The following is a 24,983-nucleotide window of genomic DNA, read 5'->3' on the forward strand; positions in this document are numbered from 1 at the left end:
GCGTCAGTGTCTGCGGCGGTGGCGCGACGCGCGACGTACGCGTTGAACACGCAGCGCTAACAAACCGCTGCAGCGATGCGACTAGGGTGGATCAATGCATTCTCCTGCGCACGACCCGGCGCTGGTACAGGCTTGGAAAGCACTGCAGGCGCAGTACGCGATCCACCGCAACCCGGCGCCGTTCTGGAACGCCTACCAGGCCATCCAGGATGACCTCATCGATTCCCATCCCGCGCAGTGCATCGACCTGTGCAACCCGCTGGCCACGCTTGCAGAACGACTCGGCGTGGTGGATCGCGCCCAGTTGCTTGCCAAGCCGGTCGAGTAACGACGCACAACCGCTACGCCGGCTGCACATCGTCATGACGTTGCATGCACTGCACGGCACGCACTCTAGCTCTGCCCTTCCTTCCCTACGAATCGACGCACCCATGTCCTCCGTCCCGCTTTCCATCCCCGCCGTGATCGACGTCGACGCCGAAGTCAGCCATTGGAGGCAGCGGCATGCCGACGGCCTGCTGGGGACCGGCTCGTTCGGCCACTACGTGCCGTGGATCAAATTCGCCTGCGATTCGCTGATCACCCAGCCGCGTGCCACCGACGAGGAGCGCGATGAGGCCTTCCAGACCCAGTACGCGCTGCAGATCATGCCGCGCCTGACCGAAGACCAGGCCCGCGCCTTCGTCGAGCAGTGCTGGGAGCACGTGTACCTGACCGGCCGCCACGACCAGAACGCGCGCCCGCGCCTGGGTGCGCGCGCCTGACGTCTGCTGCACAGCCCGTACACGGCGCCGCGCCAATGATGTGAGGCTTCCTGGTCAGCCGTACCGAGCCTCATGAAACTCAGACGTGTGTTCAACCTGGTGGCCAAGAAGGCCTCATATGCGGCTGGCACGCCATGGACGTTCCTGGGGGCGGTCAGCATCGTGCTGATCTGGGCCCTGAGCGGTCCCATCTTCACGTTCAACGATACCTGGCAGCTGGTGATCAACACCGGCACCACCATCATCACCTTCCTGATGGTATTCCTGATCCAGCACAGCCAGAACGCCGACACGGCGGCGATCCAGATCAAGCTCGACGAGCTGATCCGGGTCACCGCCGAGGCCAACAACGAGCTGCTGGATCTTGAGGAACTGGACGAGGAACGGCTGGAGGAGATCCGCCGCACCTACGAACAGATGGCGCACCAGGCCAGCAAGGCATTGGAGAAGCGGCGCGGCGGCGATTGATCCGATCGGGCGAGGCGCGGACACGCGTGGCGTGTCCCTACGTCCGGTACGGGCGGCGCATAGCGACACGCCATGCGTGTCCCACGCGGTCCATCAACGCGCGGCCACATCGCCCCGCTCATGCCACCCACCGCCCAGCACCTTGTACAGCGCCACCTGGTTCGACTGCCGCGCCAGCTGCGTGCTGACCAGCGACTGGCGCGCGGTATAGGCCGTGCGGCGTGCATCGAGCAGGGTCACGAAGCTGTCCAGGCCCGCCTCATAGCGCGCCTGTGACAGCGTGCGCGCCTGCTCGGCCGCGGCCACGAGCGCCTGCTGCGAGGCCAGCTGCGCGTCCAGGCTGTCGTTGAGCGCCAGCGCATCGGCGGCCTCGCGGAACCCCGACTGGATCGCCTTCTCATACTGGGCCAGCGCGATGTCGCGATTGGCATTGGCCACGCCGAGCCCGGCGCGCAGCTTGCCTCCCTGGAAGATCGGCAGGTTGAGGGTGGGCATGAAACTCCACACCCGGGTGCCGCTGTCGAACAGGTTGGACAGCTCGGAGGACGCCGAACCGATACTGCCGGTCAGGCTGATCGAGGGGAAGAACGCCGCGCGCGCCGCACCGATATTGGCATTGGCCGACAGCAGGGTGTGCTCGGCCGCCATCACGTCGGGGCGCCGCAACAGCACCTCGCCAGGCACGCCGGCCGGCAATGCGCGCACCGCCGCCACCTCGGTCACCTCGCCGCCCGGCAGCAACGCGTCGTCGACCGGTCCACCGGCCAGCAGCACCAGTGCATTGCGGTCCTGCGCCACCTGCCCACGGAACCGCGCCACGTCGGTGCGCGCCGTCTCCACCAAGGTGCGGGTCTGGCTCAGTTCCAGCGCCGAGGACCCACCCAGCGCGTGGCGGGCCTCGCTCAGCCGCAGCGAGTCTTCATAGGTCGCCAGCGTGGCTTCGGCGATGGTGAGTTGTTCCTGGTCGGCCCCGAGGGTCAGCCATGCGTTGGCGACCTCGGCCACCAGCGACAACTGCGCGCTGCGCCGGTTGGCGGCCTCGGCAAAGTACTGCTGCAACGCCGCCTGGCTCAGGTTGCGCACGCGGCCGAACAGGTCCAGTTCGAATTCGACCACGCCCAGGTTGGCGCTGAACTGCTCGCTCACCGGGGCATCGCCGCCGCTGCGGGTCATCTGGCCCTGCACACCGACGGCGGGCACGCGGTCGGCGCGCTGGATGCGGTACTGCGCCCGTGCCTTTTCGACATTGAGCACGGCCACGCGCAGGTCGCGGTTGTTGTCCAGCGACTGGTCGATCAACGACTGCAGGCGCGGGTCAAGGAAATAGTCGCGCCAGCCGATGGCGTCCACCTCCACCGGCGTGCCGGTCGAGGTCGTTGCCGGCCACTGCGCCGGAATCGCCGGGGCGACTTCCGTGCTGTTCGGCTCAAGCGTGGCGCAGCCGGACAGCAACAGCGCGGCAGCGATGGAAAGGGTCAGACGTGCAATATTCATGGCGTATTCCGTAGTGCCGGCCGCTGGCCGGCTCCATGCAGGAGTTTCATCTAGCGGAGGTTGCCGGCCGCTGGCCGGCTCCAAGCAGGAGTTTCATCTAGCGGAGCGTGGTTGCCGGCCAGCGGCCGGCACTACATCCGTTCAAGGTGTTGCCGGCCAGCGGCCGGCACTACGTCCGTTCAAGCGGCGTTACGCCGGTTGAACAGCCGCTGCACCACCACGAAGAACAGCGGGATGAAGAACAGGCCCAGCACGGTGCCGACGATCATGCCGCCCAGCACGCCGGTGCCGATCGCACGCTGCGCGCCGGAACCGGCGCCGGAGGCGATGGCCAGCGGCAGCACGCCCAGGCCGAACGCCAGCGACGTCATGATGATCGGGCGCAGGCGGTCACGCACCGCGTGCATGGTCGCCTCCAGCAGCCCGGCACCCTTCTCCAGGTTCTCCTTGGCGAACTCCACGATCAGGATCGCGTTCTTGCTGGTCAGGCCCACCGTGGTCAGCATCGCCACCTGGAAATAGATGTCGCGCTCCATGCCGCGCATGCTGTTGGCCAGCACGGCGCCCAGGATGCCCAGCGGCGCCACCAGCAGCACCGAGGTCGGCACGCTCCAGCTCTCGTACAGTGCGGCCAGGCACAGGAACACGATCAGCAGCGACAGCGTGTACAGCAGCGGCGTCTGCGAACCGGCCTGGCGTTCCTGGTAGGACAGCGCGGTCCATTCGATCTCGAAGCCCGGCGGCAGGTCCTTGGCGATGCGCTCGATCTCGGCCATCGCATCGCCCGAGGCCACGCCCGGGGCGGGCTCGCCCTGGATCTCCATCGCCGACACACCGTTGTAGCGCTCCAGGCGCGGCGAACCGTAATCCCAGCGCTTGGACGCGAAGGCACTGAAGGGCACCATCTCGCCGGCGGTGTTCTTCACCGACCACAGGTTGAAGTCGTCGGGGTTCATGCGGAACTGCGCGTCGGACTGCACGTACACGCGCTTGACCCGGCCACGGTCGATGAAGTCATCGATGTAGCTGCTGCCCCATGCGGCCGCCAGGGTGGTGTTGATCGAGCTGATCGACAGGCCCAGCGCGTTCGCCTTCTCCACGTCCACGTCGATGCGCAGCTGCGGGGTGTCTTCCTGGCCGTTCGGGCGCACGTTGGCCAGCAGCTTGCTCTGCCCTGCACCGCCCAGCAGCTGGTTGCGCGCGTTGAGCAGGGCGTCATGGCCCTGGCCGCTGTTGTCCTTCAGGAAGAAGGTGTAGCCCGAACCGATGCCCAGCTCCGGCATGGCCGGCGGCGGGAAGGCGAAGATGAAGGCGTCCTTGATCTGGCCCAGCGCGCCCATCGCACGCCCGGTGATCGGACCCACGCCCTGGTCGGCGTCGCGGTCCTTCCAGTCCTTGAGCTTGATGAAGGACATGCCGGCGTTCTGGCCCATGCCGGCGAAGCTGAAGCCCTGCACCGAGAACACCGATTCCACCGCCTCGGTTTCGTTCTTGAGGAAGTGCTCTTCCAGCTTGTACATCGCCTCCAGGGTACGTTCCTGTGTGGCGCCGACCGGGGTCTGCACCAGCGCCATCAGGATGCCCTGGTCTTCATTGGGCAGGAACGAGCTGGGCAGCCGCGCGAACAGCAGGCCCATCACCACCGCCAATGCGGCGAAGACCGCCATGAACCGCCACGGCCGCGCCAGGATGCCCTTGACGCCGCGCTGGTAGGTTTCGCTGGAGCGGTCGAAGCCGCGGTTGAAGCCGCCGAAGAAACGCCCGGCCAGCCCCTTGTGTGCCACGTGGTGCTCGCCCTTCTTGAGCGGCTTGAGCATGGTCGCGCACAGCGCCGGGGTCAGCACGATCGCGACCAGCACCGACAGCGCCATCGCGGAGACAATCGTGGCCGAGAACTGCCGGTAGATCACACCCGTGGAGCCGCTCATGAAGGCCATGGGCACGAACACGGCCGACAGCACCAGGCCGATGCCGACCAGCGCGCCGGTGATCTGGCCCATCGACTTGCGGGTGGCCTCCAGCGGCGACAGCCCTTCCTCGGACATGATGCGTTCGACGTTCTCCACCACCACGATGGCATCGTCCACCAGCAGGCCGATCGCCAGCACCATCGCGAACATGGTCAGCATGTTGATCGAGAAGCCCAGCGCGGCCAGGATGCCGAACGTGCCGAGCAGCACCACCGGCACCGCGATCGTCGGGATCAGGGTGGCGCGGAAGTTCTGCAGGAACAGGTACATCACCACGAACACCAGCACGATGGCTTCGATCAGGGTCTTGATGACGCCCTTGATCGAGACCTGCACGAACGGCGTGGTGTCATAGGGCACCACCGACTCCAGCCCGGCCGGGAAGTTTTCCTTCAGATCCTCCAGCGCGGCACGCACGCCGTTGGCGGTGTCCAGCGCGTTGGCGCCGGTGGCCAGGGTGATGGCGATACCGGTGGAGGGCTTGCCGTTGTAACGGGTGACGAAGTCGTAGCTCTCCGCGCCCAGCTCGACGCGGGCGACATCGCCCAGCCGCAGTTCGCTGCCGTCGGTGCCGCCGCGGACCAGGATGTTGCGGAACTGTTCGGGCGTCTGCAGGCGGTCCTGCGCGTTGATGGTGGCGTTGAGCTGCTGGCCCTTCACCGACGGCGCGCCGCCGAGCTGGCCGATGGCGACCTGCGCGTTCTGCGCGGTGATGGCCGCGGTCACTTCCTCCACCGACAGCTTGTAGGTGTGCAGCTTGTTGGGGTCCAGCCAGATGCGCATGGCGTACTTGCCACCGAACACCTGGATGTTGCCCACGCCCGGCACGCGGCTGAGCGGATCGACGACATTGGAGCCGACGTAGTCGGAAATGTCGTTGGCATCCATGCTGCCGTCGTTGGAGACGAAGCCGATGACCTGCAGGAAGCCGCTGCTCGACTTGGCCACGTTGATGCCCTGCCGCTGTACTTCCTGCGGCAGCAGCGGCATGGCCAGCTGCAGTTTGTTCTGCACCTGCACCTGGGCGATGTCCGGGTCGGTGCCGCTTTCGAAGGTCAGGGTGATGGTGGCCTGGCCGTTGGCCGAGCTGTTGGAGGAGAAGTAGATCAGGCCATCGATGCCCTTCATGTTCTGCTCGATGATCTGGGTCACCGAGTCCTCCACGACCTTGGCCGAGGCGCCGGGGTAGCTGGCGCTGATCTCGACGGCGGGCGGTGCCACCTCGGGGTACATCGACACGGGCAGCTTCACCACGGCGAGCGCGCCGGCGAGCATGATGATGATCGCAATGACCCACGCGAAGATGGGGCGATCAATGAAATAACGAGCCATGGAATTCTCCGCTTACTGCGTGTCGGCCGGCGCGGCCTGGGCTGCCGGTGCGGCCGGCGTGGCCGGGGCCGCGCCCATCTCGGTGGCCTGCACGGGCATGCCCGGCTGGATCTTCTGCAGCCCTTCGACGATGACCTTGTCACCCGCCTGCAGGCCGTCTTCAACCAGCCAGGTGCTGCCGACCGCGCGGCTGACCTTGACTGGACGCACTTCGACCTTGTTGTCCTTGCCCACCACCATGGCGGTGGTGTCGCCCTTGGCGTCGCGGGCAATGCCCTGCATCGGCACCAGCAGGCCGTTCTCGCGCACGCCGCTGCCGACCCGGGCGCGCACGTACATGCCCGGCATCAGCACCTGGTCGGGATTGGCGACCTTGACCCGCAAGGCGTAGCTGCCGGTGGTGGGATCGACGCTGACTTCGGAGAACTCCAGCGTGCCCTTGTGATCGAACTCGGTGCCATCGTCGAGCAGGATGGTCACGGGCAGGGTCTGGTTGTCCTGCAGCCGGCCACTGGCCAGCTCGCGGCGCATCTGCAGCAGTTCGCTGGCCGATTGAGTCAAATCGACATAGATCGGGTCCAGCTGCTGCACGGTGGCCAGCGCCTCGGCCTGGCCGGCGCTGACCAGCGCGCCCTGGGTGACCGAGGACTTGCCGATGCGGCCGCTGATCGGCGCGGTGATGCGGGCATAGCCGAGGGTGACGTTGGCCGCGTCCAGCGCCGCCTTGGCCGCGCCGACGTCGGCCTCGGCCTGCTTCTGCGTCGCCACGGCATTTTCCAGGTCCTGCTGGCTGACCGCATCGACCTTGGCGAGCGCGGTGATGCGCTTGGCGCTCAGCCGCGCGGCATTGGCCGTGGCTTCGGCGCGGGCCAGCTGAGCGCGGGCGCTGTTGGCGTCGGCGCGGTAGCTGGCGTCGTCCACCTGGTACAGCGGCTGGCCGGCGGTAACCAGCCCGCCCTCGGTGAACAGGCGCTTGGCGACGATGCCGCTCACCTGGGGGCGCACTTCGGCGACGAGGAAGGCGTTGGTCCGCCCGGGCAGTTCGCGGGTCAGCCCCACCTGCCCGGCCTTGAGGGTCGCCACGGTGACCTGGCCCGGCCCACCCTGCGGCCCTGCCTCACCTCCTCCGCCGCAGGCGGACACGGTGAGGGCGATCGCGAGGGACAGCGCGAGAAGACGGTACGGGGATCGGGTCATGGTGGGGGCTCGCAGCAGAACAGAAGGGAAGGACCGACCTGCCTTCGACGCACCGGACCGCCAGGTATCGACAGGTCAGGCCAGAAAGGCGGCAGATCTCCCGACGGGGCCGCTCTTGTGGATACGGGCCGCCCTCACCGGGAACAGTGGGGGCGTAAATATACATACATGCATGTTTGTTTGTAAACCGGTACAATTCAGGCCGGTTTCATCCAGCAGCTGCATAGCGCAATGGCCAGAAAAACCAAAGAAGAGGCGCAGGCGACCCGGGAGGGCATCCTTGACGCGGCCCAGGTCTGTTTCCATGAGTTCGGGGTGGCCAACACCACGCTGGCGATGATCGGTGCGCGCGCCGGTTATACGCGCGGCGCGGTGTACTGGCACTTCAAGAACAAGACCGAGGTGCTCACGGCGATGATCGACCGCGAGCGGATTCCGTTCATCGAGCGCCTGCGGCGGACCACGTCGTCACGGCGCAACACGCCGGTGCTGGACCTGCGCTCGGCGCTGCTGGTCTCCTTCCAGGAGCTGGCCGATGACGAGCGGCTGCGCAACATGATGGAGATCATGCTGCGCAACGATCTTTCGGTGGAAAGCCAGGCGATGCAGGAGCTGCAGCTGGAAGCGTCGCGCGAGGAGCTGGGCATTTTCGCCGCGGCCTTCCAGCGCGCGGAGGCGCTGGGCCAGCTCCGTCCCGGGGTGGACGTGGACACGGTGGCGCGCATCGTCAGCACCAGCCTGACCGGCGTGCTGTACAGCGCGATGCTGGAACCGGAGCTGTTCGAGATCAAACGCGACGGCACCCAGACGCTGGATGCGATCCTCAGTGCCTTCGTCAATCCGGGCGTGTTCACCCCGGGTGCGCCACCGACGGCATTGCCGACGGACGACGAGGCGTGACGCGGCGACGCCAACAACGAGGTTCGTCTCGCGATGATGGGCGCGTGTCAGTTCGACGGCTGTAGGAGCCGGGGCGCGGTCTTCGATCAGGTCCATCGCGAGCGTTGAGGGCCCCGCCGCGGCCGGCAGGCCCCTATGCAAATGTCCCCCGGCGTCGGCATGCGCCGCCGCCTCCTCCTTTACTTTGCCAGGGACCTACCGGCCGCGACGGGGCTCGGCTTGCGGTCCGCAATGGAAAAGCGGAAGTCACGGTGCAAAAACCGGGACGGAGGACGTTAATCGGGGACGGTGAGGGTTAACCTCCTCCGTCCCCTTTTTAGGCATTGCCAGGGACCTACCGGCCGCGACGGGCTCGGCTTGCGGTTCGCAGGGAAAAGCGGATGTCACGGTGCCAACGCCGGTGGGGCGAGTGCGGGGCCGGCATGCCCTTGTGGCGAAGTAAAGGAGGAGGGGGCGGCCGCAGGCCGACGCCGGGGGACATTCGCAGACAAGGGCATGGCGGCCCCGCGCTCGTCCCACCGGCAGCCGCTGTCGTCGGCAAGCACATGCCACCCCCGCCCTCGCTCCGCCGGCACCCGCGTCTCGTCCGGTTACAGAATGTACCGGCTCAGGTCCGGGTCCTTCACCAGCTCACCTAGGTACTTGTCCACGTAGGCCGCGTCGATGGCGAGGGTTTCGCCGTCGCGGTCAGGGGCTTCGTAGCTGAGCGTGTCGAGCAGGCGTTCCAGCACGGTGTGCAGGCGGCGGGCGCCGATGTTTTCCTGGCGCTCGTTCACCTGGAACGCAATCTCCGCCAGACGGTCCACCGCGTCGTCGGTGAAGCTCATCGACACGCCTTCGGTCTTCAGCAATGCCTCGTACTGCTTGGTCAGCGCCGCCTTCGGTTCGGTCAGGATCCGCACGAAATCCTGCTTGCTCAGCGCGCCCAGCTCCACGCGGATCGGGAAGCGACCCTGCAGTTCGGGAATGAGGTCGCTGGGCTTGGCCAGGTGGAACGCACCCGAAGCAATGAACAGGATGTGGTCGGTCTTGATCGTGCCGTACTTGGTGGACACGTTGGAGCCTTCCACCAGCGGCAGCAGGTCGCGCTGCACGCCTTCGCGCGAGACATCACCGCCACCGACGTTGTCGCCCCGCTTGGCCACCTTGTCGATCTCGTCGATGAACACGATGCCATGCTGCTCGCAGGCTTCGATCGCCGCACTGCGGATATCGTCTTCGTTGACCAGCTTGCCGGCCTCTTCTTCGATCAGCAGCGGGCGCGCCGCCTTGATCGCCAGCGTACGCTTCTGCGCCTTGCCGCCGCCCAGGCTGGAGAACATCTGGCGCAGCTGCTGGCCCATTTCCTCCATGCCCGGCGGGGTCATGATGTCCACGCCCACGTTGGCGGTGACCTCCAGCTCGATCTCGCGATCATCCAGCTCGCCGGCGCGCAGCATGCGGCGGAACTTGATGCGGGTTTCAGTGTCCTGCGCCGACGGCTCGTTGCGCGCCGCCTCCGGGTCGAAGCCGATGCCACCGGCACGGCGCGGCAGCAGTGCGTCCAGGATGCGGTCTTCGGCGCGCTCTTCGGCCTGGTTCTTCACCCGCACCTTGGCCTGTTCGCGGTACAGCTTCACCGCGGTATCGGCCAGGTCACGAATGATCTGCTCGACATCCTTGCCGACGTAACCGACTTCGGTGAAACGGGTGGCTTCCACCTTGACGAACGGCGCGTTGGCGAGCGTCGCCAGACGACGCGCGATCTCGGTCTTGCCGACGCCGGTCGGGCCGATCATCAGGATGTTCTTGGGCATGACCTCATTGCGCAGCTCGGCCAGCAGCTGCATGCGCCGCCACCGGTTGCGCAGTGCGATGGCGACCGCGCGCTTGGCGTCGTGCTGGCCAACGATGTGGCGGTCCAGCTCCTGCACGATTTCGCGCGGGGTCATGGTGGCGGAAGAAACTTCGATCTTGTGCGGCATGGGGTGCGCTCACAGGGAATATTGGGGTGGATGGTGGGGCTATCCGGGTAACGGGCAAACACGTAACGGTGCGGTAGAGCCACGCCCTGCGTGGCTGGACCGGTACCGCTGCCACGCCACGCGTGGCTCTTTGCCCTGCGTGGCTGGACGGGTAACGCAGCCACGCAGGGCGTGGCACTACACGCTGCGCGTTACAGCTCCTCAACCACCACATTGCGATTGGTGTAGATGCAGATGTCGCCGGCGATGTTGATCGACTCGGTGGCAATGGTGCGGGCGTCCAGTTCGGTATGCGCCAGCAGCGCGCGGGCGGCCGACAGTGCATAGGACCCCCCGGAGCCGATGGCAATGATGCCGTCTTCGGGCTCGATCACATCGCCGGTGCCGCTGATGATCAGCGAGGTGTCCTTGTCGGCAACGGCCAGTAGCGCCTCGAGCTTGCCCAGGCGGCGCTCGGTGCGCCAGTCCTTGGCCAGCTCCACCGCCGCACGCTGCAGCTGGCCGTGCTTTTCCAGCTTGGCCTCGAACAGCTCGAACAGGGTGAAGGCGTCGGCGGCGGCACCGGCGAAGCCGGCCAGTACCTGGCCCTCACGACCCAGCCGGCGCACTTTGCGCGCATTGCCCTTCATCACCGTGTGGCCGAGCGTGACCTGGCCATCGCCGGCAACCGCGACATGACCGTTGCGACGCACCGAGATGATGGTGGTGGCGTGAAATACGTTGGGATTCTGACTGGGGTCCATGGAGCCTCCGGGGTGACAGAGACTGAGGTGGGGTCGTTGCGGGGGGCTTCAACCCACCCTGCCCTGCGCCCGGGTGACGCAGCGGATCGATTCAGCTTTCGTTGCCGCTTTTGCGCCGCTTGGCACGCGGGTGCGACGCGTCGTAGACCTTGGCCAGGTGCTGGAAATCCAGGTGGGTGTAGATCTGCGTGGTGGCGATATCGGCATGGCCAAGCAGCTCCTGCACACCGCGCAGGTCGCCGGACGATTCCAGGATATGGCTGGCGAAGCTGTGCCGCAGCATGTGCGGGTGCACGTGCTTGAACAGGCCCTGGCGCTGGGCCAGCTGGCGGATGCGGATCTGCACGGCACGCTGGGTGATGGGTCCGCCCTTGCGCCCCGGGAAGACCGGTTGCCCATCGCCGCCGCCGCTCTCCGCACGCCAGCCCAGCAGCGCCTCACGCGCATGCGAGCCGAACGGCACGCGGCGCTGGCGGTTGCCCTTGCCGAGCACGTTGACCAGGCCGGTGGCGAAGTCCAGGTCGCGCCAGATCAGCGCACACAGTTCGCTCAGGCGCAGGCCCGAGGAATAGAACAGTTCCAGCAGCGCGCGGTCGCGCAGGCCCAACGGTGCATCGGTCGGCAGTTCAACCAGGCGCACGGCCTCGTCCGCATCCAGCACCTGCGGCAGCTTGCGCGGTGCCTTGGGCGCCTTCAACCCTGCGGCGGGACTCACGGCGATGCGATGGTGCTTGAGCAGCCATGCGTAGAAACTGCGGCACGCCGACAACCGGCGCTGCAGCGATTTGGGCGCCAGCCCGCGGCGGTGCTCGGCGGCGATGAACTGCCGCAGCTGTTCGCCCTCGATGCCGTCCACATCGGTGGCCTGCTGCGCGGCCCAGCCGGCCAGCGCATCCAGGTCACGTCGATAGGCATCCAGCGTGTGCGCCGACGCGCGGCGCTCCACCTGCAGGTAACCGAGGAAGTCCTGGACGGCGTTCATGCGATCGCGCGTCGACGCGGCCTCAGGCCACGTCGAACCGCTTGAGTGCCACGGCCAGCGACTCGCCCATCATGCGCAGGAACAGCGTGCCCATGCCGGGGTAGAAGCGATTGCCATCATGGCTGCCCACCGCGATCAGGCCCACGCCCGGCAGCGGCAGCAAGGCGCTGGACTGCACTTCGTCCACGCGCTCGGCGTACAGCACCGCGCTCTTCTCCGGCTGCAGGCGGCCGCAGATCGGTTCGCCGTCGGTGAGGCAATCGCGGAACGACGCCAGCGCCGGGCTGTCCGCGGCGATCACCTGCAACCACGGCGCCTGCTCCAGGCCGGGCACCGGCTGCAGCATCACCAGACGCACCAGGTCGCCGGCGAAGTCTTCTTCCAGCGACGCGGCCATGGCGCGCAGCGTATCGGCGGCCGTGGCCTGCTTCATCAGGGCCAGCGTGAGCTGATGGGTACGCACCGCCAGCCGCTCGTTGACCTGCGCGTTGGCGGCCAGGTCGGCCAGCCGACGCGACAGTTCGCGGTTCTTGTCGCGCAGCACTTCCAGCTGGTAGCTGGCCAGCGAGGCGGTAGGACCGTCATCGCGGGGCACCACCAGGGTCAGCGCCAGATCCGGGAACTGCTTCAGGAACGCCGGATGCCGGCGCAACCATGCGGCGACTTCATGCGCCCCGATCTTCTCGACGGTGTCGCTCATGCGTTCCACTCCCCTTCGAAGACGAATGTCGCCGGGCCGGACATCACCACCTGGGCATCGTCGGCCGGCCAGCGCAGGCGAAGATCACCCCCCGGCAGCGACAGCGTGGCATCACGTTCGAGGCGGCCGCGCTGCATCATCACCACCGCCGCAGCGCAGGCACCACTGCCGCAGGCGAGGGTCTCGCCGACACCGCGCTCGTACACGCGCAGGCGGGCATGCTGTGGGTCGAGCACCTGCACGAAGCCGACGTTGACCGACTGCGGGAAGGTGGCGTGCTGCTGCAGCAGCGGGCCCAGCCGCTCGACCGGCGCCGCGTCGACCAGGCCGACTTCGATCACTGCATGCGGATTGCCCATCGACACCGCGCCGAAGCGCACCGTGTCGCCCTGCAGCGGCAGCAGGTATTCATCCCGGGCGCGGGCGAAGCCCAGCAGCGGGACCTGCTGCGGCTCGAAGCGCGGTACGCCCATCGCCACCGAGTACTGATCGCCACCGATGCGTTCGATGGTGTGGGTGGCCAGCGGGCTGTCGATGGCGAAGCGGTCGCCGTTTGCGGCACCGTCACGCACCAGCCAGGCCGCGACGCAGCGCGCGCCGTTGCCGCACTGCTCGGACTGCGAGCCGTCGGCATTCCAGATGCGGTAGGCGGCCACCGAGCCCTCCGCACGCGGCGGCTCGATGGTCAGGATCTGGTCGCACCCCACGCCGGTGTGGCGGTTGGCCAGTTGCGCGGCCAGGGCGGGGGTCGGTTCAGGGGTGCCGTCGCGCAGGTCGAGCACCACGAAGTCATTGCCGGCGCCGTGCATCTTGCTGAAGCGCAGCGCGGTGGATGCAGCCTTACTCATTCCCGTCATCGGACTTGAGCTGGGGGTCGACCGGATCGGGCACGACCGGCGGGTCGTCGGTGGCATCGGTGTCGGCGGGCACGGCCTCGGCATCGGCCGCCGGCTCGACGACCTGCTCTTCCACGGGCACCGGCTTCTGCGGCATGACCAGCGGGCCCTTGTTGCCACACGCCGAAAGGAACAGCAGCGCCAGCGCTGCCAACGGAATCAGGATTCGATTGCGATGGGGGATGCTCATCGGTTGAGTATAGCGGCGGGGCAGGATGACGGGTGTGCCGAAACAATGAACGCGAGCGCAGCGGTCTAACAGACCGCTCTACCGGGCGAAGTCTTGCGGCACCCTGCCGGGTCAGGCCTCCGGCGGCAGCGGTCGTGTCCACAGCCACACCGCCACGGTGGTCATGCAGCCGATGGACAGCCACTTCACCCAGGCGATGGGCACACACCACAGCATGATGGCCGCGCATACGGCCATGGTCAGGGTGGCCATCCACTTGCCCTTGCGGCTGACCGCGCCGTGCGCCTGCCAGTTGCGGATGGCCGGGCCGAACTGCGGGTGCTGCAGCAGCCGGTTGTGCAGCCGCTCCGAGCCGCGCGAGGCGGCCCACGCCGAGATCAGGATGAATACCGTGGTAGGCAGGCCCGGCACGAAGATGCCGACGATGCCGGTGCCCAGGCTGACATAGGCCAGCAGCCACCACGCCCAGCGGAAACGCACCTTCGGCCGCGCGGCCGCGGGGTCGGATGCCTCTGGGCGTTCGGGCAGGTTCATGCCGTCAGGATAGCGAGGCCACGCGCCGACCGCGATGGTCGGCGCAGGCACGCCGCATTACGGGGTCTTGGCGACACCCAGCTGGTCCAGCACGAATGCATAGGACTCGGCCAGTTCCAGGTAACGCTGGAACCGCCCGGACTTGCCGCCGTGGCCGGCCTCCATGTTCGTGCGGAACACGATGGGATGGGTACCGGTGTTGTCATCGCGCAGCTTCGCGACCCACTTGGCCGGCTCCCAGTACTGCACCTGCGAGTCCCACAGGCCGGTGCCGACGAACAGCGCCGGGTACGCCTGCTTCCGGACGTTGTCGTAAGGCGAGTACGTCAGCATGTAGTCGTAGTACTCGCGCTGCTCGGGGTTGCCCCACTCGTCGTATTCGTTGGTGGTGAGCGGAATGCTGGCATCCAGCATGGTGGTGACCACGTCGACGAACGGTACCTGGGCCACCATCACGCGGTAGTCCTGCGGGGCCTGGTTGGCCACCGCGCCCATCAGCAGGCCACCGGCGCTGCCACCGGAGGCGGCCACGCGGTCCTTGGCCGCATAGCCCTGGCGTACCAGTTCGCGGGTGACATCGACGAAGTCGTTGAAGGTGTTCTGCTTGTGCAGCAGCTTGCCGTCGTCGTACCACGCGCGCCCCATTTCCTCACCGCCGCGGATGTGCGCGATGGCATACACCACGCCGCGGTCGAGCAGGCTCACCACGGTCTGGTTGAAGCCCGGGTCCATCGACATGCCGTAGCTGCCGTAGGCGTACTGGTACAGGGCGCCCGTGCCGTCCTTCTTGAAGCCGTTGCGGTAGACCAGCGATACCGGCACCTTCGCCCCGTCACGCGCGGTCACCCAGACCCGCTCGGTGGTGTACTGCGACGGGTCGTAGCCGATCACCGGCTGCTGCTTGAGCTGGCGGCGTTCGCCGGTGGTGGTGTTGAGTTCGTAGGTGGTGGTGGGCGTGGTCAGCGACGTGTACGCATAGCGCAGCCACGGTGTGTCCGCCTCCGGATTGGCGGCCAGGCCCATCGAGTACGCCGGCTCGTCGGCCTTGACGTAGTCCTGGCGGCCATCGGCGAACAGCAGGCGGACCCGCTCCAGCGCGTTGGAGCGCTCGGCGATGGCGGTGAAGCCGTCGAACAGCTCGAAGCCTTCCACCAGCACGTTGTCGTCGTGCGCCACCCAGTCGGTCCACTGGCTGCGCGCGGTGCCGTCGCTGGGTGCGGTGACGATCTTGAAGTTCTTCGCGCCGGCATCGTTGGTGCGGATCACCCAGCGGCCGGCGAAATGGTCGGCGTCGTACTCGACATCGCGCGCGCGCGGCGCCAGCACCGTGAACTGCTGCGGGTCGGCGGCCGGGGCGTAACGGGTTTCCGAGCTGACGGTGCTGTGCAGCTCGATGGTGAGGAACCGGTCGTCGCGGGTACGCCCCACGCCCATGTAGAAGCTGTCATCGTCTTCTTCGTAGACCAGCACGTCACGGCTGACCGGCGTGCCCAGCACGTGCTTCTTCACCCGCACCGTGAGCAGCGTCTCCGGATCGTTTTCCACGTAGAACAACGTGCGGTTGTCGTCGGCCCAGACCACGTTGGGGGAAACGTTCTCGATGCGGTCGGGCAGCACCTCGCCGGTACGCAGGTCCTTGAAGCGGATCACGTACTGGCGGCGGCCAACGTCGTCCTCGGCCCAGGCCAGCAGCTGGTTGTCCTGGCTGACGTCGGCATCGCCCACGTCGAAGTAGCCCTTGCCGGCCGCCATCTGGTTGATGTCGAGCAGGATCTCTTCCGGTGCCTCCATGCTGCCCTTGCGGCGGGCCTGGATCGGGTAATCCTTGCCGGTCTCGAAGCGGGTGTAATACCAGTAGCCGCGCTCGCGCGCCGGCACGCTGGCATCGTCCTGCTTGATGCGCGCGACGATTTCCTTGTAGAGGGTGTCCTGCAGCGGCTTGAGCGGCGCCACCACCTGGTCGGTATACGCATTCTCCGCGGTCAGATAGGCCAGCATCCGCGGCGCTTCACGCTTGTCGTCGCGCAGCCAGTAATAGTCGTCGTTGCGGGTTGCCCCGAACGGGGCCGTGACCGCATGCGGATGCTTCTCGGCGTCGGGTGGGGTCAGCGCGGGGGCGGCATGCACGGAAGCGGTCATCAGGCTGGCAACCAGAAAGTGGAAAGTGGATTTCACGAGATAAGGCTCCCTGCCGGTGAATGCAATGGTGTCGGCCCAGTCTGGCCGGGTAACGGTGCCGCGGGCAAGCGCGCGTGCGCTCCCCTATCATGCTGCGCATGAGCATCCGCACCCCCACGGCCGGCTACAGCCGCCGCAGCCAGGACATCGAACCCTTCCACGTGATGGCCCTGCTGGCCCGCGCGCAGGCGCTGGAGCAGGCCGGCCATGATGTGATCCACCTGGAGATCGGCGAGCCCGATTTCACCACCGCCGAGCCGATCGTGCGCGCCGGGCAGGCCGCGCTGGCCGCCGGGCACACCCGCTACACCGCCGCGCGCGGCCTGCCTGCGTTGCGCGCGGCCATCGCCGGGTTCTACGGCACCCGCTACAACCTGGACCTGGATCCGGAGCGGATCCTGGTGACCCCGGGCGGCTCTGGTGCACTGCTGCTGGCCAGCAGCCTGCTGGTCGATCCGGACCGGCACTGGCTGCTGGCCGACCCCGGCTACCCGTGCAACCGCCATTTCCTGCGGCTGGTGGAGGGTGCGGCGCAGCTGGTCCCGGTCGGCCCACAGACCGCCTACCAGCTGACCCCGTCGCTGGTGGAGGCGCACTGGAATGCGGACAGCGTCGGCGCGCTGGTGGCCTCGCCGGCCAACCCGACCGGCACGGTATTGTCGGCGTCGGAACTGGCAGCGCTGTCGCAGGCGTTGAAGGCACGCGGCGGCCACCTGGTGGTGGACGAGATCTACCACGGCCTCACCTATGGCATGGATGCGGCCAGCGTGCTGCAGGTGGATGACGACGCCTTCGTGCTCAACAGTTTCTCGAAGTACTACGGCATGACCGGCTGGCGCCTGGGCTGGCTGGTCGCACCGCCGCGGGTCGTTCCGGAGCTGGAGAAGCTGGCGCAGAACCTGTACATCAGCGCCTCCAGCATCGCCCAGCACGCCGCACTGGCCTGCTTCGAGCCGGACACCCTTGCCGTCTTCGAACAGCGTCGCCACGCCTTCCAGGCGCGCCGCGATTACCTGCTGCCGGCCCTGCGCGCACTGGGCTTCCGCATCGAGGTCGAGCCGCAAGGGGCGTTCTATCTGTACTGCGATGTGAGCGACTTCACCGATGACGCGCAGGCCTTCTGCGCGCACTTCCTGGAAACCGAGCACGTTGCATTCACCCCGGGCCTGGATTTCGGCCACTACCGCGCGAATCAGCACGTGCGGCTGGCGTATACGCAGGAAATTCCGCGGCTGGAAGAGGCGGTGGCGCGGATCCGTCGCGGGTTGGAGACGTGGCGAGGGTAACGTCGCGGCTTGCCGCACCCTCTTCGATCGGGTTTGCCGCGAGCGTTGAGGGCCCCGTCGCGGCCGGCAGGCCCCTATGCAAATGTCCCCCGGCCGACGCCTGCGGCGACGGCCTCCTCCTCTACTTTGCCAGGGACCTACCGGCCGCGACGGGGCTCGGCTTGCGGTTCGCAGGAAAAGGCAAAAACCGGGACGGAGGACGTTAATCGGGGACGCTGAGGCTTAACCTCCTCCGTCCCCTTTTTAGGCATTGCCAGGGACCTACCGGCCGCGACGGGGCTCGGCTGGCGGTACGCAGGGAAAAGCTGGAGCACGACGCAAGCCGGTGGGTCGAGTGCCGGGTCGCCTTGCCCTTGTAGGCGAAGTAAAGGAGGAGGGGGCGGCCGAAGGCCGACGCCGGGGGCGTCGCCGGAAAGGGTATGGCGGCCCGGCGCTCGGTTCACCGGCAGCCGCGTCTGCTTCAGAGCGCTAGCCCCGCCGGCAGCCGCGTCTGCTCCAGCGCATCACCCTGTTGGGCGAAGAACCAAAAAAAACGCCGCGCATTACGCGCGGCGTCGAAAAGGGGTGGAGCCAACCTGACGCCCCACCACCCGGAGGTTATTTCAGGCGTTCCCACAGGAAGCTGTACGCCAGCGCCGACATATGCGCCGCCTGCGCGTTGTTCGCCGCACCGCCGTGGCCACCTTCGATGTTCTCGTAGTAGGTCACGTCCTTGCCGGCCGCGAGCATCTTGGCCGCCATCTTGCGCGCATGGCCCGGGTGGACGCGGTCATCGCGGGTCGACGTGGTGAACAGCACCGGAGGATACGTCTTCTTCGGGTCGAACAGGTGGTACGGCGAGAAGGTCTTGATGTAGTCCCAGTCGGCCGTGTCGGGATTGCCATACTCGGCCATCCACGAGGCGCCGGCCAGCAGGTGGCTGTAGCGCTTCATGTCCAGCAGCGGCACCTGGACCACCACCGCGCCGAACAGCTCGGGGTACTGGGTGAGCATGTTGCCGGTGAGCAGGCCGCCGTTGCTGCCGCCCTGCACGCCCAGGTGCCTGGGCGAGGTGATCCTGCGGCTGACCAGGTCACGCGCGACGGCCGCCATGTCCTCGTAGGCCTTGTGCCGGTTCTGCTTCAGTGCCGCCTGGTGCCAGCGCGGACCATACTCGCCGCCGCCACGGATGTTGGCGACCACGTACACGCCCCCCTTGTCCAGCCACGCACGGCCCATGCCGCCGGAGTAGGACGGGGTCAGCGAGATCTCGAAGCCACCGTAGCCGTACAGCAGGGTCGGGTTGGACCCGTCCAGCGTCATCTCCTTGGCATGCACCACGAAGTACGGCACGCGGGTGCCGTCCTTGCTGGTGGCGAAGTGCTGCTCGATCACCTTGCCCTCGGCGTTGAAGAACGCCGGCATGGTCTTGAGCACTTCCGGCGGCTTGCCGACCTCGGCCAAGGCCAGAGTGGTCGGCGTGAGGTAGTCGGTGACGGTCATCCACACCGCGTCACTCTCATCTGCATCCACCGCGCCCACTGCCACGGTACCGAACGACGGTGCACCGGTGAAATCGCTCTGCGTCCAGCCATTCGCCGACGGGGTCAGCACCACCAGACGGCTCTTGACGTCATCCAGCACGTTGAGCACCAGGTGGTTCTTCGTCCAGGTCGACCCGGCCAGCGAGGTGGTCGCGGTCGGGGTGAACAGCACCTCGAAGTCGCGCTTGCCGGCGATGAAGTCATCCAGCGTGGTCACCAGCAACGAACCGGCGGTGTAGGTCTTGCCGCCCACCGTCCACGGATCGCGCAGCTCCAGGGTCAACCACTGCTTGCGCAGGCCCTTCTCGGCCGAGTTTGGCGCATCGATCCTGGTCAGCGTGCCGTCGTCGGCGCGCAGGTAGAGCTCGTTGTTGTAGAAGGCCAGCGTACGGCTCACCAGGTTGCGCTCGTACCCGGGGGTGTCGTCGTGCATGGCCGCGATGTACATGTCATCGGACTTGCCTTCGTACACCACGCTGGCCGCCGTGAGCGGCGTGCCGCGCTTCCACAGCTTGGCCACGCGCGGGTAGCCGGAGGTGGTCATGCTGTCCTTGCCGAAATCGGTGTAGACGAACACGGTGTCGCGGTCGATCCAGCCCAGGCCGCCCTTGGACTCCGGACGGAAGAAGCCGTCCTTGATCCAGGTCCTGCTGGTCAGGTCGAATTCGCGGGTGACGTCGGCGTCCGCGCCACCGCGCGACAGCGCGATCAGGCAGCGCGCGTAGTCCGGGCGCAGGCACTCGGCGCCATGCCACACCCAGTTTTCGCCTTCCGCCTTGTTCAGCGCGTCCAGGTCGAGCACGGTTTCCCACGTCGGCGCGGGCTTGCGGTATTCGTCCAGGGTGGTGCGACGCCACAGGCCGCGCTCGTGCTGCTTGTCCTTCCAGAAGTTGTAGTAGTAGTCGCCGATCTTCTGCACGCCGGGAATCTTGGCGTCTGAATCGAGCACCTCGCGGATGCTGGCTTCCATCTGCTTGAACGCCGGCGTCTGGGCCAGGCGGCCTTCGGACAGGGCGTTCTGCTCCTTCACCCAGGCCAGCGAGGCGTCGCCGCCGACATCTTCCAGCCAGGCGTACGGGTCGGCCGGGGTCTCAGCGGCCATGGCGGTACCCGCGGTGCCGGCGGACATCAGGCCTGCCATCAGGCAGGCGGAGGCGAATCGTGACATTGCTGCTCCAGGCGTTCATATCCCGATGACGCTATCACACGGCCTGCCCGGCGTTCCCCTGTCGAAGGTCAGGGCGGACCGGGCGCTGCGGCACCCGGCCGCGCCGACGCGCCTGCGGTCCGCGCCGGCGCGGGGCCGGGCGCCGCAGCAGGCGCACGGGCAGTCGGAACCGGTACAGCGCCCACCAGGCCAGCCACGGCATGGCCACCAGCCACATCGGCAGCCAGCCCAGCCACTGGCTGTCACCGCGTGCGGCCGGCCAGACCAGCACCAGTGCAAGACCGGCCAGGGCAACCTGCCTGACGCAGCGCAACACACGCGGATCGGGCGCGTCATGGGACCGCGAGGCGGACTGTGAAGGCCGGGAACGACGCGAAGACGACAGGGACATGACACGACTCCGTGCGAAAGTGATGCGCTACCTTGCCCCGCGTCCATCTCACTGGCTGCGACCTCGGTGTCGATCGCCATTGACGTTCTTCGTCGTCCCACCCACCATGCCCCTGCAAGCCACTGGAGCTCTCCGCCGCATGTCTTCGAACCGCCCGCTTCGCGTTGTCCTGCTGCTGTCGACGCTGTCGCTGCTGTCCGCCTGTTCCTTCGGTGAGAGCAAGCCGACGCCCGCGCCGGTGGTCAGCACCACGGCCAATGCCCCGATCGACCTGCAGCGGTTCATGGGTACCTGGTATGTCATCGGCCGCGTACCGAACCCGGTGGAGCGCGGCCACGTCGCCAGCGTCAACCAGTACTCCCTGCGCGGCGACCAGAAGGTTTCCATCTCCTATCGCTTCCGCGATGGCTTCTCCGAGCCCCAGCAGGAACTGACCGTACGCGCGTCGGTGGACGAGGAGAGTGGCAACCACAACTGGCGCACCTGGTTCTACAAGGTCGTGCCGACCCATACCCGCGTGCTGGAAGTGGCGCCGGACTACTCCTGGGCGATGCTCGGCTACCCGGGCCGCGAGATGGCCTGGATCTTCGCGCGCAAGCCGGACATGGACAAAGACCTGTACAAGGAGCTGGCAACGCGCCTGCGCGACCAGTACGGGGTCAACACCGACAAGCTCAAGCGCGTGCCGCAGCACCCCGAGCAGGTGGACCGGCTGGGGTACGAGGTACCGAACGTAAGGTGATCATGCCGCCTGTCGCGGCAAGACCCGGCGTTCGATGTCCTGCCACGTGGCCAACGTCTTGAGATCGTATTCGGCCTGCAGCGCAAGCCATGAGGCGGGGTCGCCACCGAAGTGACGGGCCAGCCGCGCCGCCGTATCGGCGGTCACGGCGCGGGTTTCATGCACGATGGCATGCAGCCGGGTGGCTGGAACATCCAATGCACGCGCCAGCGCGTTGATGCTCAGCTCCAGCGGCACCAGGAACTCCTCACGCAGGACTTCGCCCGGGTGAATGGCCCTGAGTTTGTTGGTGGGGCGGCTCATGGTCGGCATCCTCAGTGGTAATCAACGATTTCGACACGACAGGGACCCGCGTCTGTCCAGATGAAGCACACGCGCCACTGGGCGTTGATGCGGACGCTGTACTGTCCTCGCCGGTCGCCCCCGAGCGCCTCAAGGCGGTTGCCGGGCGGACAGCGCAGGAACTGAAGGGTCTGCGCCGCGTCGAGCATCTGCAGCTTGCGTTCGGCAACGGCCTGGATGCTGCGGAACTGCCGAGGGCAACGGCCTTCGAAAAGGGCACGCGTCTGACGGCAGTGGAAGGACTGGATCATTCCGTAAAGCGTATTACGTGAAACGGAATATATCACAGACGCGGGTCACGCAACGCCGAACGGGGCCAACGCTCCATCAATCGCACCGGCGCGCTTCAGGCGTTCATGGCGATGCCTTCATCGCAGTGGTGCCCTATGGTCATCGGGCGCGGCGTGGCGTTGCGCCAAGGTGCGGCAGCACCGGCCGTTGGCCGGCACCCGCGTCATTTCCGCGAATACCGCCCCACCAGCCAGTCGCCCAGCATCTGCAGCAGCTGCACCAGCACCAGCAGCAGCACCACGGTGACCAGGGCCACGTCGGTGTGCGAACGCTGGTAGCCATCGCGGAAGGCCAGGTCGCCCAGGCCGCCGGAGCCGATCGCGCCGCCCATGGCGGTGAAGCCGATCAATGCGATCACGGTGACGGTGGCGCCGGCGATCAGGCCGGGGCGCGCTTCGGGCAGCAGCACGCGGCTGACCAGCTGCCAGGTGGTGGCCCCCATGGCCTGGCTGGCCTCGATCACGCCGCGGTCTACTTCGCGAAGCGCGGTTTCCACCAGGCGGGCGTAGAACGGGGCGGCGCCAATCACCAGCGGCACGATCGCGCCGCGCACGCCCAGCGAGGTCCCCATCATCCACAGCGTGATCGGGATCAGCACGATCATCAGGATGATGAAGGGGACAGACCGCAGCAGGTTCACCAGCAGCGCCAGTCCGCCGTACAGCACCGGCTTGCGGTGCAGCTGCGGCGAGCCGGTCAGGAACAGCAGCACGCCCAGCGGCAGGCCGATGGCCAGCGTCAGTGGCAGCGATCCCCCCAGCATCAGCAGCGTGTCGAGGGTGGCCTGGCCGATGTCGGCCCACTTGGCGGCGTCGAGGTGGCGGAAGAATCCGCCGGCAGCAGCGAGGATCATCGGCGCAGCTCCTCCAGGTGAACGCCCGCAGCGACGAACCCGGCCTGTGCGGCCTGCACGTCGCCGCCGACCAGCGATACCGTCAGCTGGCCATACGGGGTGTCCTTGATGCGGTCGATGCGTCCGGACAGGATGTTGTAGTCCACGCCGGTCTCGCGTGCGATACGACCCAGCACCGGTTCGTAGGTATCGGTACCCAGGAAGGTCAGGCGCACGATGCGCCCGGCCACGGCGTCGAAATCCTTGTGCAGCTCGCCCTCGTCCACCTGCTCGGATTCGTTGACGAAGCGGCGCGTGGTGGGGTGCTGCGGGTGCAGGAACACCTCGGTGACCGGACCGGTTTCGACCAGGTGGCCGGCATCGAGCACGGCGACGCGGTCGCAGACGCGGCGGATGACGTCCATTTCGTGGGTGATCAGCACGATGGTCAGGCCCAGCTCGCGATTGATCTTCCCCAGCAGCTTGAGCACCGACGCGGTGGTCTGCGGATCCAGCGCGCTGGTGGCCTCGTCGCACAGCAGTATCTGCGGGCGCGTGGCCAGCGCACGGGCGATGCCGACGCGCTGCTTCTGCCCGCCGGACAGCTGCGCCGGGTACTTGCTGGCATGCGCCTCCAGGCCCACGGTGTGCAGCAGCTCATCCACCCGCGCATCGATCTCGGCACGCGGCGTGCCGGCGAGTTCCAGCGGGAAGGCGACGTTGGCCGCCACCGTGCGCGAGGACAGCAGGTTGAAGTGCTGGAAGATCATGCCGATGCGCCGGCGCAGTGCGCGCAGGCCGTCGCTGTCCAGCGCGGTCACGTCCTCGCCGTTGATCAGCAGGCGCCCACCCGTGGGCTCTTCCAGCCGGTTGATCAGCCGGATCAGGGTCGACTTGCCCGCGCCGGAATGGCCGATGATGCCGAATACCTCGCCGGCCTGGATGGTCAGGTCCAGCGGCTGCAGCGCGGCGATCGCGCGGCCGCCGACGGCATAGGATTTGTGCAGGCGCTGGAACTCGATCACTTCGCGGTCAACCGGGGCATCGACGGGAGGGGGCGTGCAGCCTACCAGCGCGGGACGGCCCTCGCCCGCGCGGCAGAACGGAATCATATTCCGTTTGATTATAAGGTGACGTCATCGCCCGCCCGGCGGGCCTCAGGGGTGGTCCAACGGCGGGGTCGGCCGGACCTGGCGAACCCGTTCGCGATGCAGCAGGTACAGCCCCGAGGCGACGATGATGGCCGCGCCCAGCCAGGTCACCTGGTCGGGCAGCACGCCCCAGAACAGCAGGTCCCAACCGATCACCCAGACCAGCCCGGTGTATTCCAGCGGCGCGATCAGCGAGGCCTCGCCCAGCTGGAACGCCCGGGTCAGGGCGACCTGCCCGGCGGCGCCGGCCAGGCCCATGCCGGCAATGAGGCCCGCGTGGTCCAGCTGCAGCGGCTGCCAGTCCGGGATCGCGAGCAGGCCGGCGCCGATCGCCAGGATCACCAGGAACCACACCACCATCGACTGCGGGGTGTCGGTGCGGGTCAGCATGCTTACCGTGATCGCGGCAATGGCATAGGCAGTGGCGGCGATCAGGACCATCAGGCCCGGCACCGAGATGAAGCCGCCCACGCCCGGGCGCAGCACCACCAGCACCCCGACCAGGCCGATCCCGATGGCGATCCAGCGCCGCGGACCCACGTGTTCGCCCAGCAGGGGAACCGACAGCGCGGCGATCAGCAGCGGCGCGACGAAATAGATCGTGTACGCGGTGGACAGCGGCAGGCTGCGCAGGGCGTACACGAAGCAGCCGATCATCACCATGCCCAGCAGCCCGCGCAGCAGGTGCAGGCCCCAGCGCACCGGCACCAGCGAACGCGGGCCGGCCGTGGCCAGCACCCACACCAGCACGAACGGCAGCGAGGCGGCGCCGCGCAGGAAGGTCACCTGCAGGGTCGGGTAGCTGGACGAGAGCTGTTTCATGCCCGCGTCCATCAGCGAGAAGCAGGCGACCGCCATCAGCATCCAGGCGACGGCACGGGTTGGGGAGCGTTGCGTGTTCATGACCCATTATCGCCCTCCACGGCGGGCCGTCCATGCGGGGTT

24 protein-coding genes are annotated in these 24,983 nt (G+C 67.4%); 6 read left to right on the forward strand and 18 right to left on the reverse strand.

Annotated elements, in window-relative coordinates; all coding sequences use genetic code 11:
* Window positions 1–94: 94 nt before the first annotated feature.
* From AC3ITN_RS16655 to AC3ITN_RS16665, 3 genes are all read left to right on the forward strand, one after another.
* On the forward strand, window positions 95–328 hold the full coding sequence (locus tag AC3ITN_RS16655) for a hypothetical protein (protein WP_489391230.1): 234 nt from the start codon (window positions 95–97) through the stop codon (window positions 326–328).
* A 103-nt stretch (window positions 329–431) separates the two neighbouring features.
* Window positions 432–764 carry a hypothetical protein gene (locus AC3ITN_RS16660; protein WP_313348613.1) on the forward strand — a complete coding sequence of 111 codons (333 nt, stop codon included), beginning with the start codon at window positions 432–434 and terminating at the stop codon, window positions 762–764.
* A 72-nt stretch (window positions 765–836) separates the two neighbouring features.
* Window positions 837–1,232, forward strand: a complete 396-nt coding sequence (locus AC3ITN_RS16665; RefSeq protein WP_489391231.1) for a low affinity iron permease family protein — start codon at window positions 837–839, stop codon at window positions 1,230–1,232.
* Between the two features lie 93 nt (window positions 1,233–1,325).
* On the opposite strand, the gene AC3ITN_RS16670 is transcribed toward AC3ITN_RS16665, so the two are convergent.
* The 3 genes from AC3ITN_RS16670 to smeD form a co-directional block, all read right to left on the reverse strand.
* Window positions 1,326–2,726: an efflux transporter outer membrane subunit gene (locus AC3ITN_RS16670; RefSeq protein WP_489391232.1), complete on the reverse strand. Its 1,401-nt coding sequence runs from the start codon at window positions 2,724–2,726 to the stop codon at window positions 1,326–1,328.
* A gap of 179 nt (window positions 2,727–2,905) precedes the next feature.
* The gene (gene smeE / locus AC3ITN_RS16675) at window positions 2,906–6,028 is read right to left on the reverse strand and encodes a multidrug efflux RND transporter permease subunit SmeE (RefSeq protein WP_313348609.1); all 3,123 of its coding nucleotides are present in this window, start codon (window positions 6,026–6,028) and stop codon (window positions 2,906–2,908) included.
* Window positions 6,029–6,040: 12 nt separating this feature from the next.
* Window positions 6,041–7,225: a multidrug efflux RND transporter periplasmic adaptor subunit SmeD gene (smeD, locus tag AC3ITN_RS16680; RefSeq protein ID WP_489391233.1), complete on the reverse strand. Its 1,185-nt coding sequence runs from the start codon at window positions 7,223–7,225 to the stop codon at window positions 6,041–6,043.
* A 231-nt stretch (window positions 7,226–7,456) separates the two neighbouring features.
* Here smeD and AC3ITN_RS16685 point away from each other — a divergent pair, with 231 nt between their 5' ends.
* Complete coding sequence (locus tag AC3ITN_RS16685; protein ID WP_313348606.1) at window positions 7,457–8,125, forward strand: TetR family transcriptional regulator; 669 nt, start codon at window positions 7,457–7,459, stop codon at window positions 8,123–8,125.
* A gap of 590 nt (window positions 8,126–8,715) precedes the next feature.
* Here AC3ITN_RS16685 and hslU read toward each other — a convergent pair.
* The 8 genes from hslU to AC3ITN_RS16725 form a co-directional block, all read right to left on the reverse strand.
* Complete coding sequence (gene hslU / locus AC3ITN_RS16690; RefSeq protein WP_489391234.1) at window positions 8,716–10,089, reverse strand: ATP-dependent protease ATPase subunit HslU; 1,374 nt, start codon at window positions 10,087–10,089, stop codon at window positions 8,716–8,718.
* A gap of 191 nt (window positions 10,090–10,280) precedes the next feature.
* On the reverse strand, window positions 10,281–10,832 hold the full coding sequence (gene hslV / locus AC3ITN_RS16695) for an ATP-dependent protease subunit HslV (protein ID WP_017356659.1): 552 nt from the start codon (window positions 10,830–10,832) through the stop codon (window positions 10,281–10,283).
* Between the two features lie 91 nt (window positions 10,833–10,923).
* Window positions 10,924–11,814 carry a tyrosine recombinase XerC gene (gene xerC, locus AC3ITN_RS16700; protein ID WP_489391235.1) on the reverse strand — a complete coding sequence of 297 codons (891 nt, stop codon included), beginning with the start codon at window positions 11,812–11,814 and terminating at the stop codon, window positions 10,924–10,926.
* Between the two features lie 22 nt (window positions 11,815–11,836).
* Window positions 11,837–12,514, reverse strand: coding sequence for a DUF484 family protein (locus AC3ITN_RS16705; protein ID WP_313349041.1), 678 nt, complete (start codon window positions 12,512–12,514; stop codon window positions 11,837–11,839).
* Entirely contained in the window at window positions 12,511–13,362 is an 852-nt protein-coding gene (gene dapF, locus AC3ITN_RS16710; RefSeq protein ID WP_313349040.1) for a diaminopimelate epimerase, read from the reverse strand. Before dapF ends, AC3ITN_RS16705 begins: the two co-directional genes overlap by 4 nt.
* Window positions 13,355–13,600, reverse strand: coding sequence for an LPS translocon maturation chaperone LptM (lptM, locus tag AC3ITN_RS16715; protein ID WP_313349038.1), 246 nt, complete (start codon window positions 13,598–13,600; stop codon window positions 13,355–13,357). Before lptM ends, dapF begins: the two co-directional genes overlap by 8 nt.
* Window positions 13,601–13,711: 111 nt before the next feature.
* Complete coding sequence (locus tag AC3ITN_RS16720) at window positions 13,712–14,134, reverse strand: YbaN family protein (RefSeq protein ID WP_489391236.1); 423 nt, start codon at window positions 14,132–14,134, stop codon at window positions 13,712–13,714.
* Between the two features lie 57 nt (window positions 14,135–14,191).
* Entirely contained in the window at window positions 14,192–16,309 is a 2,118-nt protein-coding gene (locus AC3ITN_RS16725; RefSeq protein WP_489391237.1) for a S9 family peptidase, read from the reverse strand.
* A 101-nt stretch (window positions 16,310–16,410) separates the two neighbouring features.
* Between AC3ITN_RS16725 and AC3ITN_RS16730 the strand changes: the two genes are divergently transcribed.
* Window positions 16,411–17,598, forward strand: a complete 1,188-nt coding sequence (locus AC3ITN_RS16730; RefSeq protein ID WP_489392957.1) for a pyridoxal phosphate-dependent aminotransferase — start codon at window positions 16,411–16,413, stop codon at window positions 17,596–17,598.
* Between the two features lie 597 nt (window positions 17,599–18,195).
* On the opposite strand, the gene AC3ITN_RS16735 is transcribed toward AC3ITN_RS16730, so the two are convergent.
* The gene (locus AC3ITN_RS16735; RefSeq protein ID WP_489391238.1) at window positions 18,196–20,289 is read right to left on the reverse strand and encodes a prolyl oligopeptidase family serine peptidase; all 2,094 of its coding nucleotides are present in this window, start codon (window positions 20,287–20,289) and stop codon (window positions 18,196–18,198) included.
* Window positions 20,290–20,323: 34 nt separating this feature from the next.
* Entirely contained in the window at window positions 20,324–20,680 is a 357-nt protein-coding gene (locus tag AC3ITN_RS16740) for a hypothetical protein (RefSeq protein WP_313348081.1), read from the reverse strand.
* A gap of 139 nt (window positions 20,681–20,819) precedes the next feature.
* Here AC3ITN_RS16740 and AC3ITN_RS16745 point away from each other — a divergent pair, with 139 nt between their 5' ends.
* A complete protein-coding gene (locus tag AC3ITN_RS16745; RefSeq protein WP_489391239.1) occupies window positions 20,820–21,422 on the forward strand; it encodes a lipocalin family protein in 603 nt (200 codons plus the stop codon).
* Here AC3ITN_RS16745 and AC3ITN_RS16750 read toward each other — a convergent pair whose 3' ends face one another.
* From AC3ITN_RS16750 to AC3ITN_RS16770, 5 genes are all read right to left on the reverse strand, one after another.
* Window positions 21,423–21,725, reverse strand: a complete 303-nt coding sequence (locus AC3ITN_RS16750) for a HigA family addiction module antitoxin (protein ID WP_313348079.1) — start codon at window positions 21,723–21,725, stop codon at window positions 21,423–21,425.
* 11 nt (window positions 21,726–21,736) lie between these two features.
* Complete coding sequence (locus AC3ITN_RS16755) at window positions 21,737–22,015, reverse strand: type II toxin-antitoxin system RelE/ParE family toxin (RefSeq protein WP_313348078.1); 279 nt, start codon at window positions 22,013–22,015, stop codon at window positions 21,737–21,739.
* A gap of 203 nt (window positions 22,016–22,218) precedes the next feature.
* Window positions 22,219–22,908 carry a methionine ABC transporter permease gene (locus AC3ITN_RS16760; protein ID WP_489391240.1) on the reverse strand — a complete coding sequence of 230 codons (690 nt, stop codon included), beginning with the start codon at window positions 22,906–22,908 and terminating at the stop codon, window positions 22,219–22,221.
* On the reverse strand, window positions 22,905–23,912 hold the full coding sequence (locus tag AC3ITN_RS16765; protein ID WP_313348084.1) for a methionine ABC transporter ATP-binding protein: 1,008 nt from the start codon (window positions 23,910–23,912) through the stop codon (window positions 22,905–22,907). Before AC3ITN_RS16765 ends, AC3ITN_RS16760 begins: the two co-directional genes overlap by 4 nt.
* Before the next feature lie 132 nt (window positions 23,913–24,044).
* Complete coding sequence (locus tag AC3ITN_RS16770) at window positions 24,045–24,941, reverse strand: DMT family transporter (protein WP_313348076.1); 897 nt, start codon at window positions 24,939–24,941, stop codon at window positions 24,045–24,047.
* Between the last annotated feature and the right edge of the window lie 42 nt (window positions 24,942–24,983).

The organism is Stenotrophomonas sp. KH_036_B (assembly GCF_057839485.1).

What these genes read in the sequence shown, in the direction of transcription:
- AC3ITN_RS16665 (WP_489391231.1), top strand. Translation starts at nt 837, where the DNA reads ATGAAACTCAGACGTGTGTTCAACCTGGTGGCCAAGAAGGCCTCATAT.
- dapF (WP_313349040.1), bottom strand. Translation starts at nt 13,362, where the DNA reads ATGAGTAAGGCTGCATCCACCGCGCTGCGCTTCAGCAAGATGCACGGC.
- hslU (WP_489391234.1), bottom strand. Translation starts at nt 10,089, where the DNA reads ATGCCGCACAAGATCGAAGTTTCTTCCGCCACCATGACCCCGCGCGAA.
- smeE (WP_313348609.1), bottom strand. Translation starts at nt 6,028, where the DNA reads ATGGCTCGTTATTTCATTGATCGCCCCATCTTCGCGTGGGTCATTGCG.
- AC3ITN_RS16660 (WP_313348613.1), top strand. Translation starts at nt 432, where the DNA reads ATGTCCTCCGTCCCGCTTTCCATCCCCGCCGTGATCGACGTCGACGCC.
- AC3ITN_RS16720 (WP_489391236.1), bottom strand. Translation starts at nt 14,134, where the DNA reads ATGAACCTGCCCGAACGCCCAGAGGCATCCGACCCCGCGGCCGCGCGG.
- AC3ITN_RS16685 (WP_313348606.1), top strand. Translation starts at nt 7,457, where the DNA reads ATGGCCAGAAAAACCAAAGAAGAGGCGCAGGCGACCCGGGAGGGCATC.
- AC3ITN_RS16730 (WP_489392957.1), top strand. Translation starts at nt 16,411, where the DNA reads ATGAGCATCCGCACCCCCACGGCCGGCTACAGCCGCCGCAGCCAGGAC.
- AC3ITN_RS16760 (WP_489391240.1), bottom strand. Translation starts at nt 22,908, where the DNA reads ATGATCCTCGCTGCTGCCGGCGGATTCTTCCGCCACCTCGACGCCGCC.
- smeD (WP_489391233.1), bottom strand. Translation starts at nt 7,225, where the DNA reads ATGACCCGATCCCCGTACCGTCTTCTCGCGCTGTCCCTCGCGATCGCC.
- xerC (WP_489391235.1), bottom strand. Translation starts at nt 11,814, where the DNA reads ATGAACGCCGTCCAGGACTTCCTCGGTTACCTGCAGGTGGAGCGCCGC.
- AC3ITN_RS16735 (WP_489391238.1), bottom strand. Translation starts at nt 20,289, where the DNA reads ATGTCACGATTCGCCTCCGCCTGCCTGATGGCAGGCCTGATGTCCGCC.
- AC3ITN_RS16750 (WP_313348079.1), bottom strand. Translation starts at nt 21,725, where the DNA reads ATGAGCCGCCCCACCAACAAACTCAGGGCCATTCACCCGGGCGAAGTC.
- AC3ITN_RS16770 (WP_313348076.1), bottom strand. Translation starts at nt 24,941, where the DNA reads ATGAACACGCAACGCTCCCCAACCCGTGCCGTCGCCTGGATGCTGATG.
- AC3ITN_RS16705 (WP_313349041.1), bottom strand. Translation starts at nt 12,514, where the DNA reads ATGAGCGACACCGTCGAGAAGATCGGGGCGCATGAAGTCGCCGCATGG.
- AC3ITN_RS16755 (WP_313348078.1), bottom strand. Translation starts at nt 22,015, where the DNA reads ATGATCCAGTCCTTCCACTGCCGTCAGACGCGTGCCCTTTTCGAAGGC.
- AC3ITN_RS16670 (WP_489391232.1), bottom strand. Translation starts at nt 2,726, where the DNA reads ATGAATATTGCACGTCTGACCCTTTCCATCGCTGCCGCGCTGTTGCTG.
- hslV (WP_017356659.1), bottom strand. Translation starts at nt 10,832, where the DNA reads ATGGACCCCAGTCAGAATCCCAACGTATTTCACGCCACCACCATCATC.
- lptM (WP_313349038.1), bottom strand. Translation starts at nt 13,600, where the DNA reads ATGAGCATCCCCCATCGCAATCGAATCCTGATTCCGTTGGCAGCGCTG.
- AC3ITN_RS16745 (WP_489391239.1), top strand. Translation starts at nt 20,820, where the DNA reads ATGTCTTCGAACCGCCCGCTTCGCGTTGTCCTGCTGCTGTCGACGCTG.
- AC3ITN_RS16740 (WP_313348081.1), bottom strand. Translation starts at nt 20,680, where the DNA reads ATGTCCCTGTCGTCTTCGCGTCGTTCCCGGCCTTCACAGTCCGCCTCG.
- AC3ITN_RS16655 (WP_489391230.1), top strand. Translation starts at nt 95, where the DNA reads ATGCATTCTCCTGCGCACGACCCGGCGCTGGTACAGGCTTGGAAAGCA.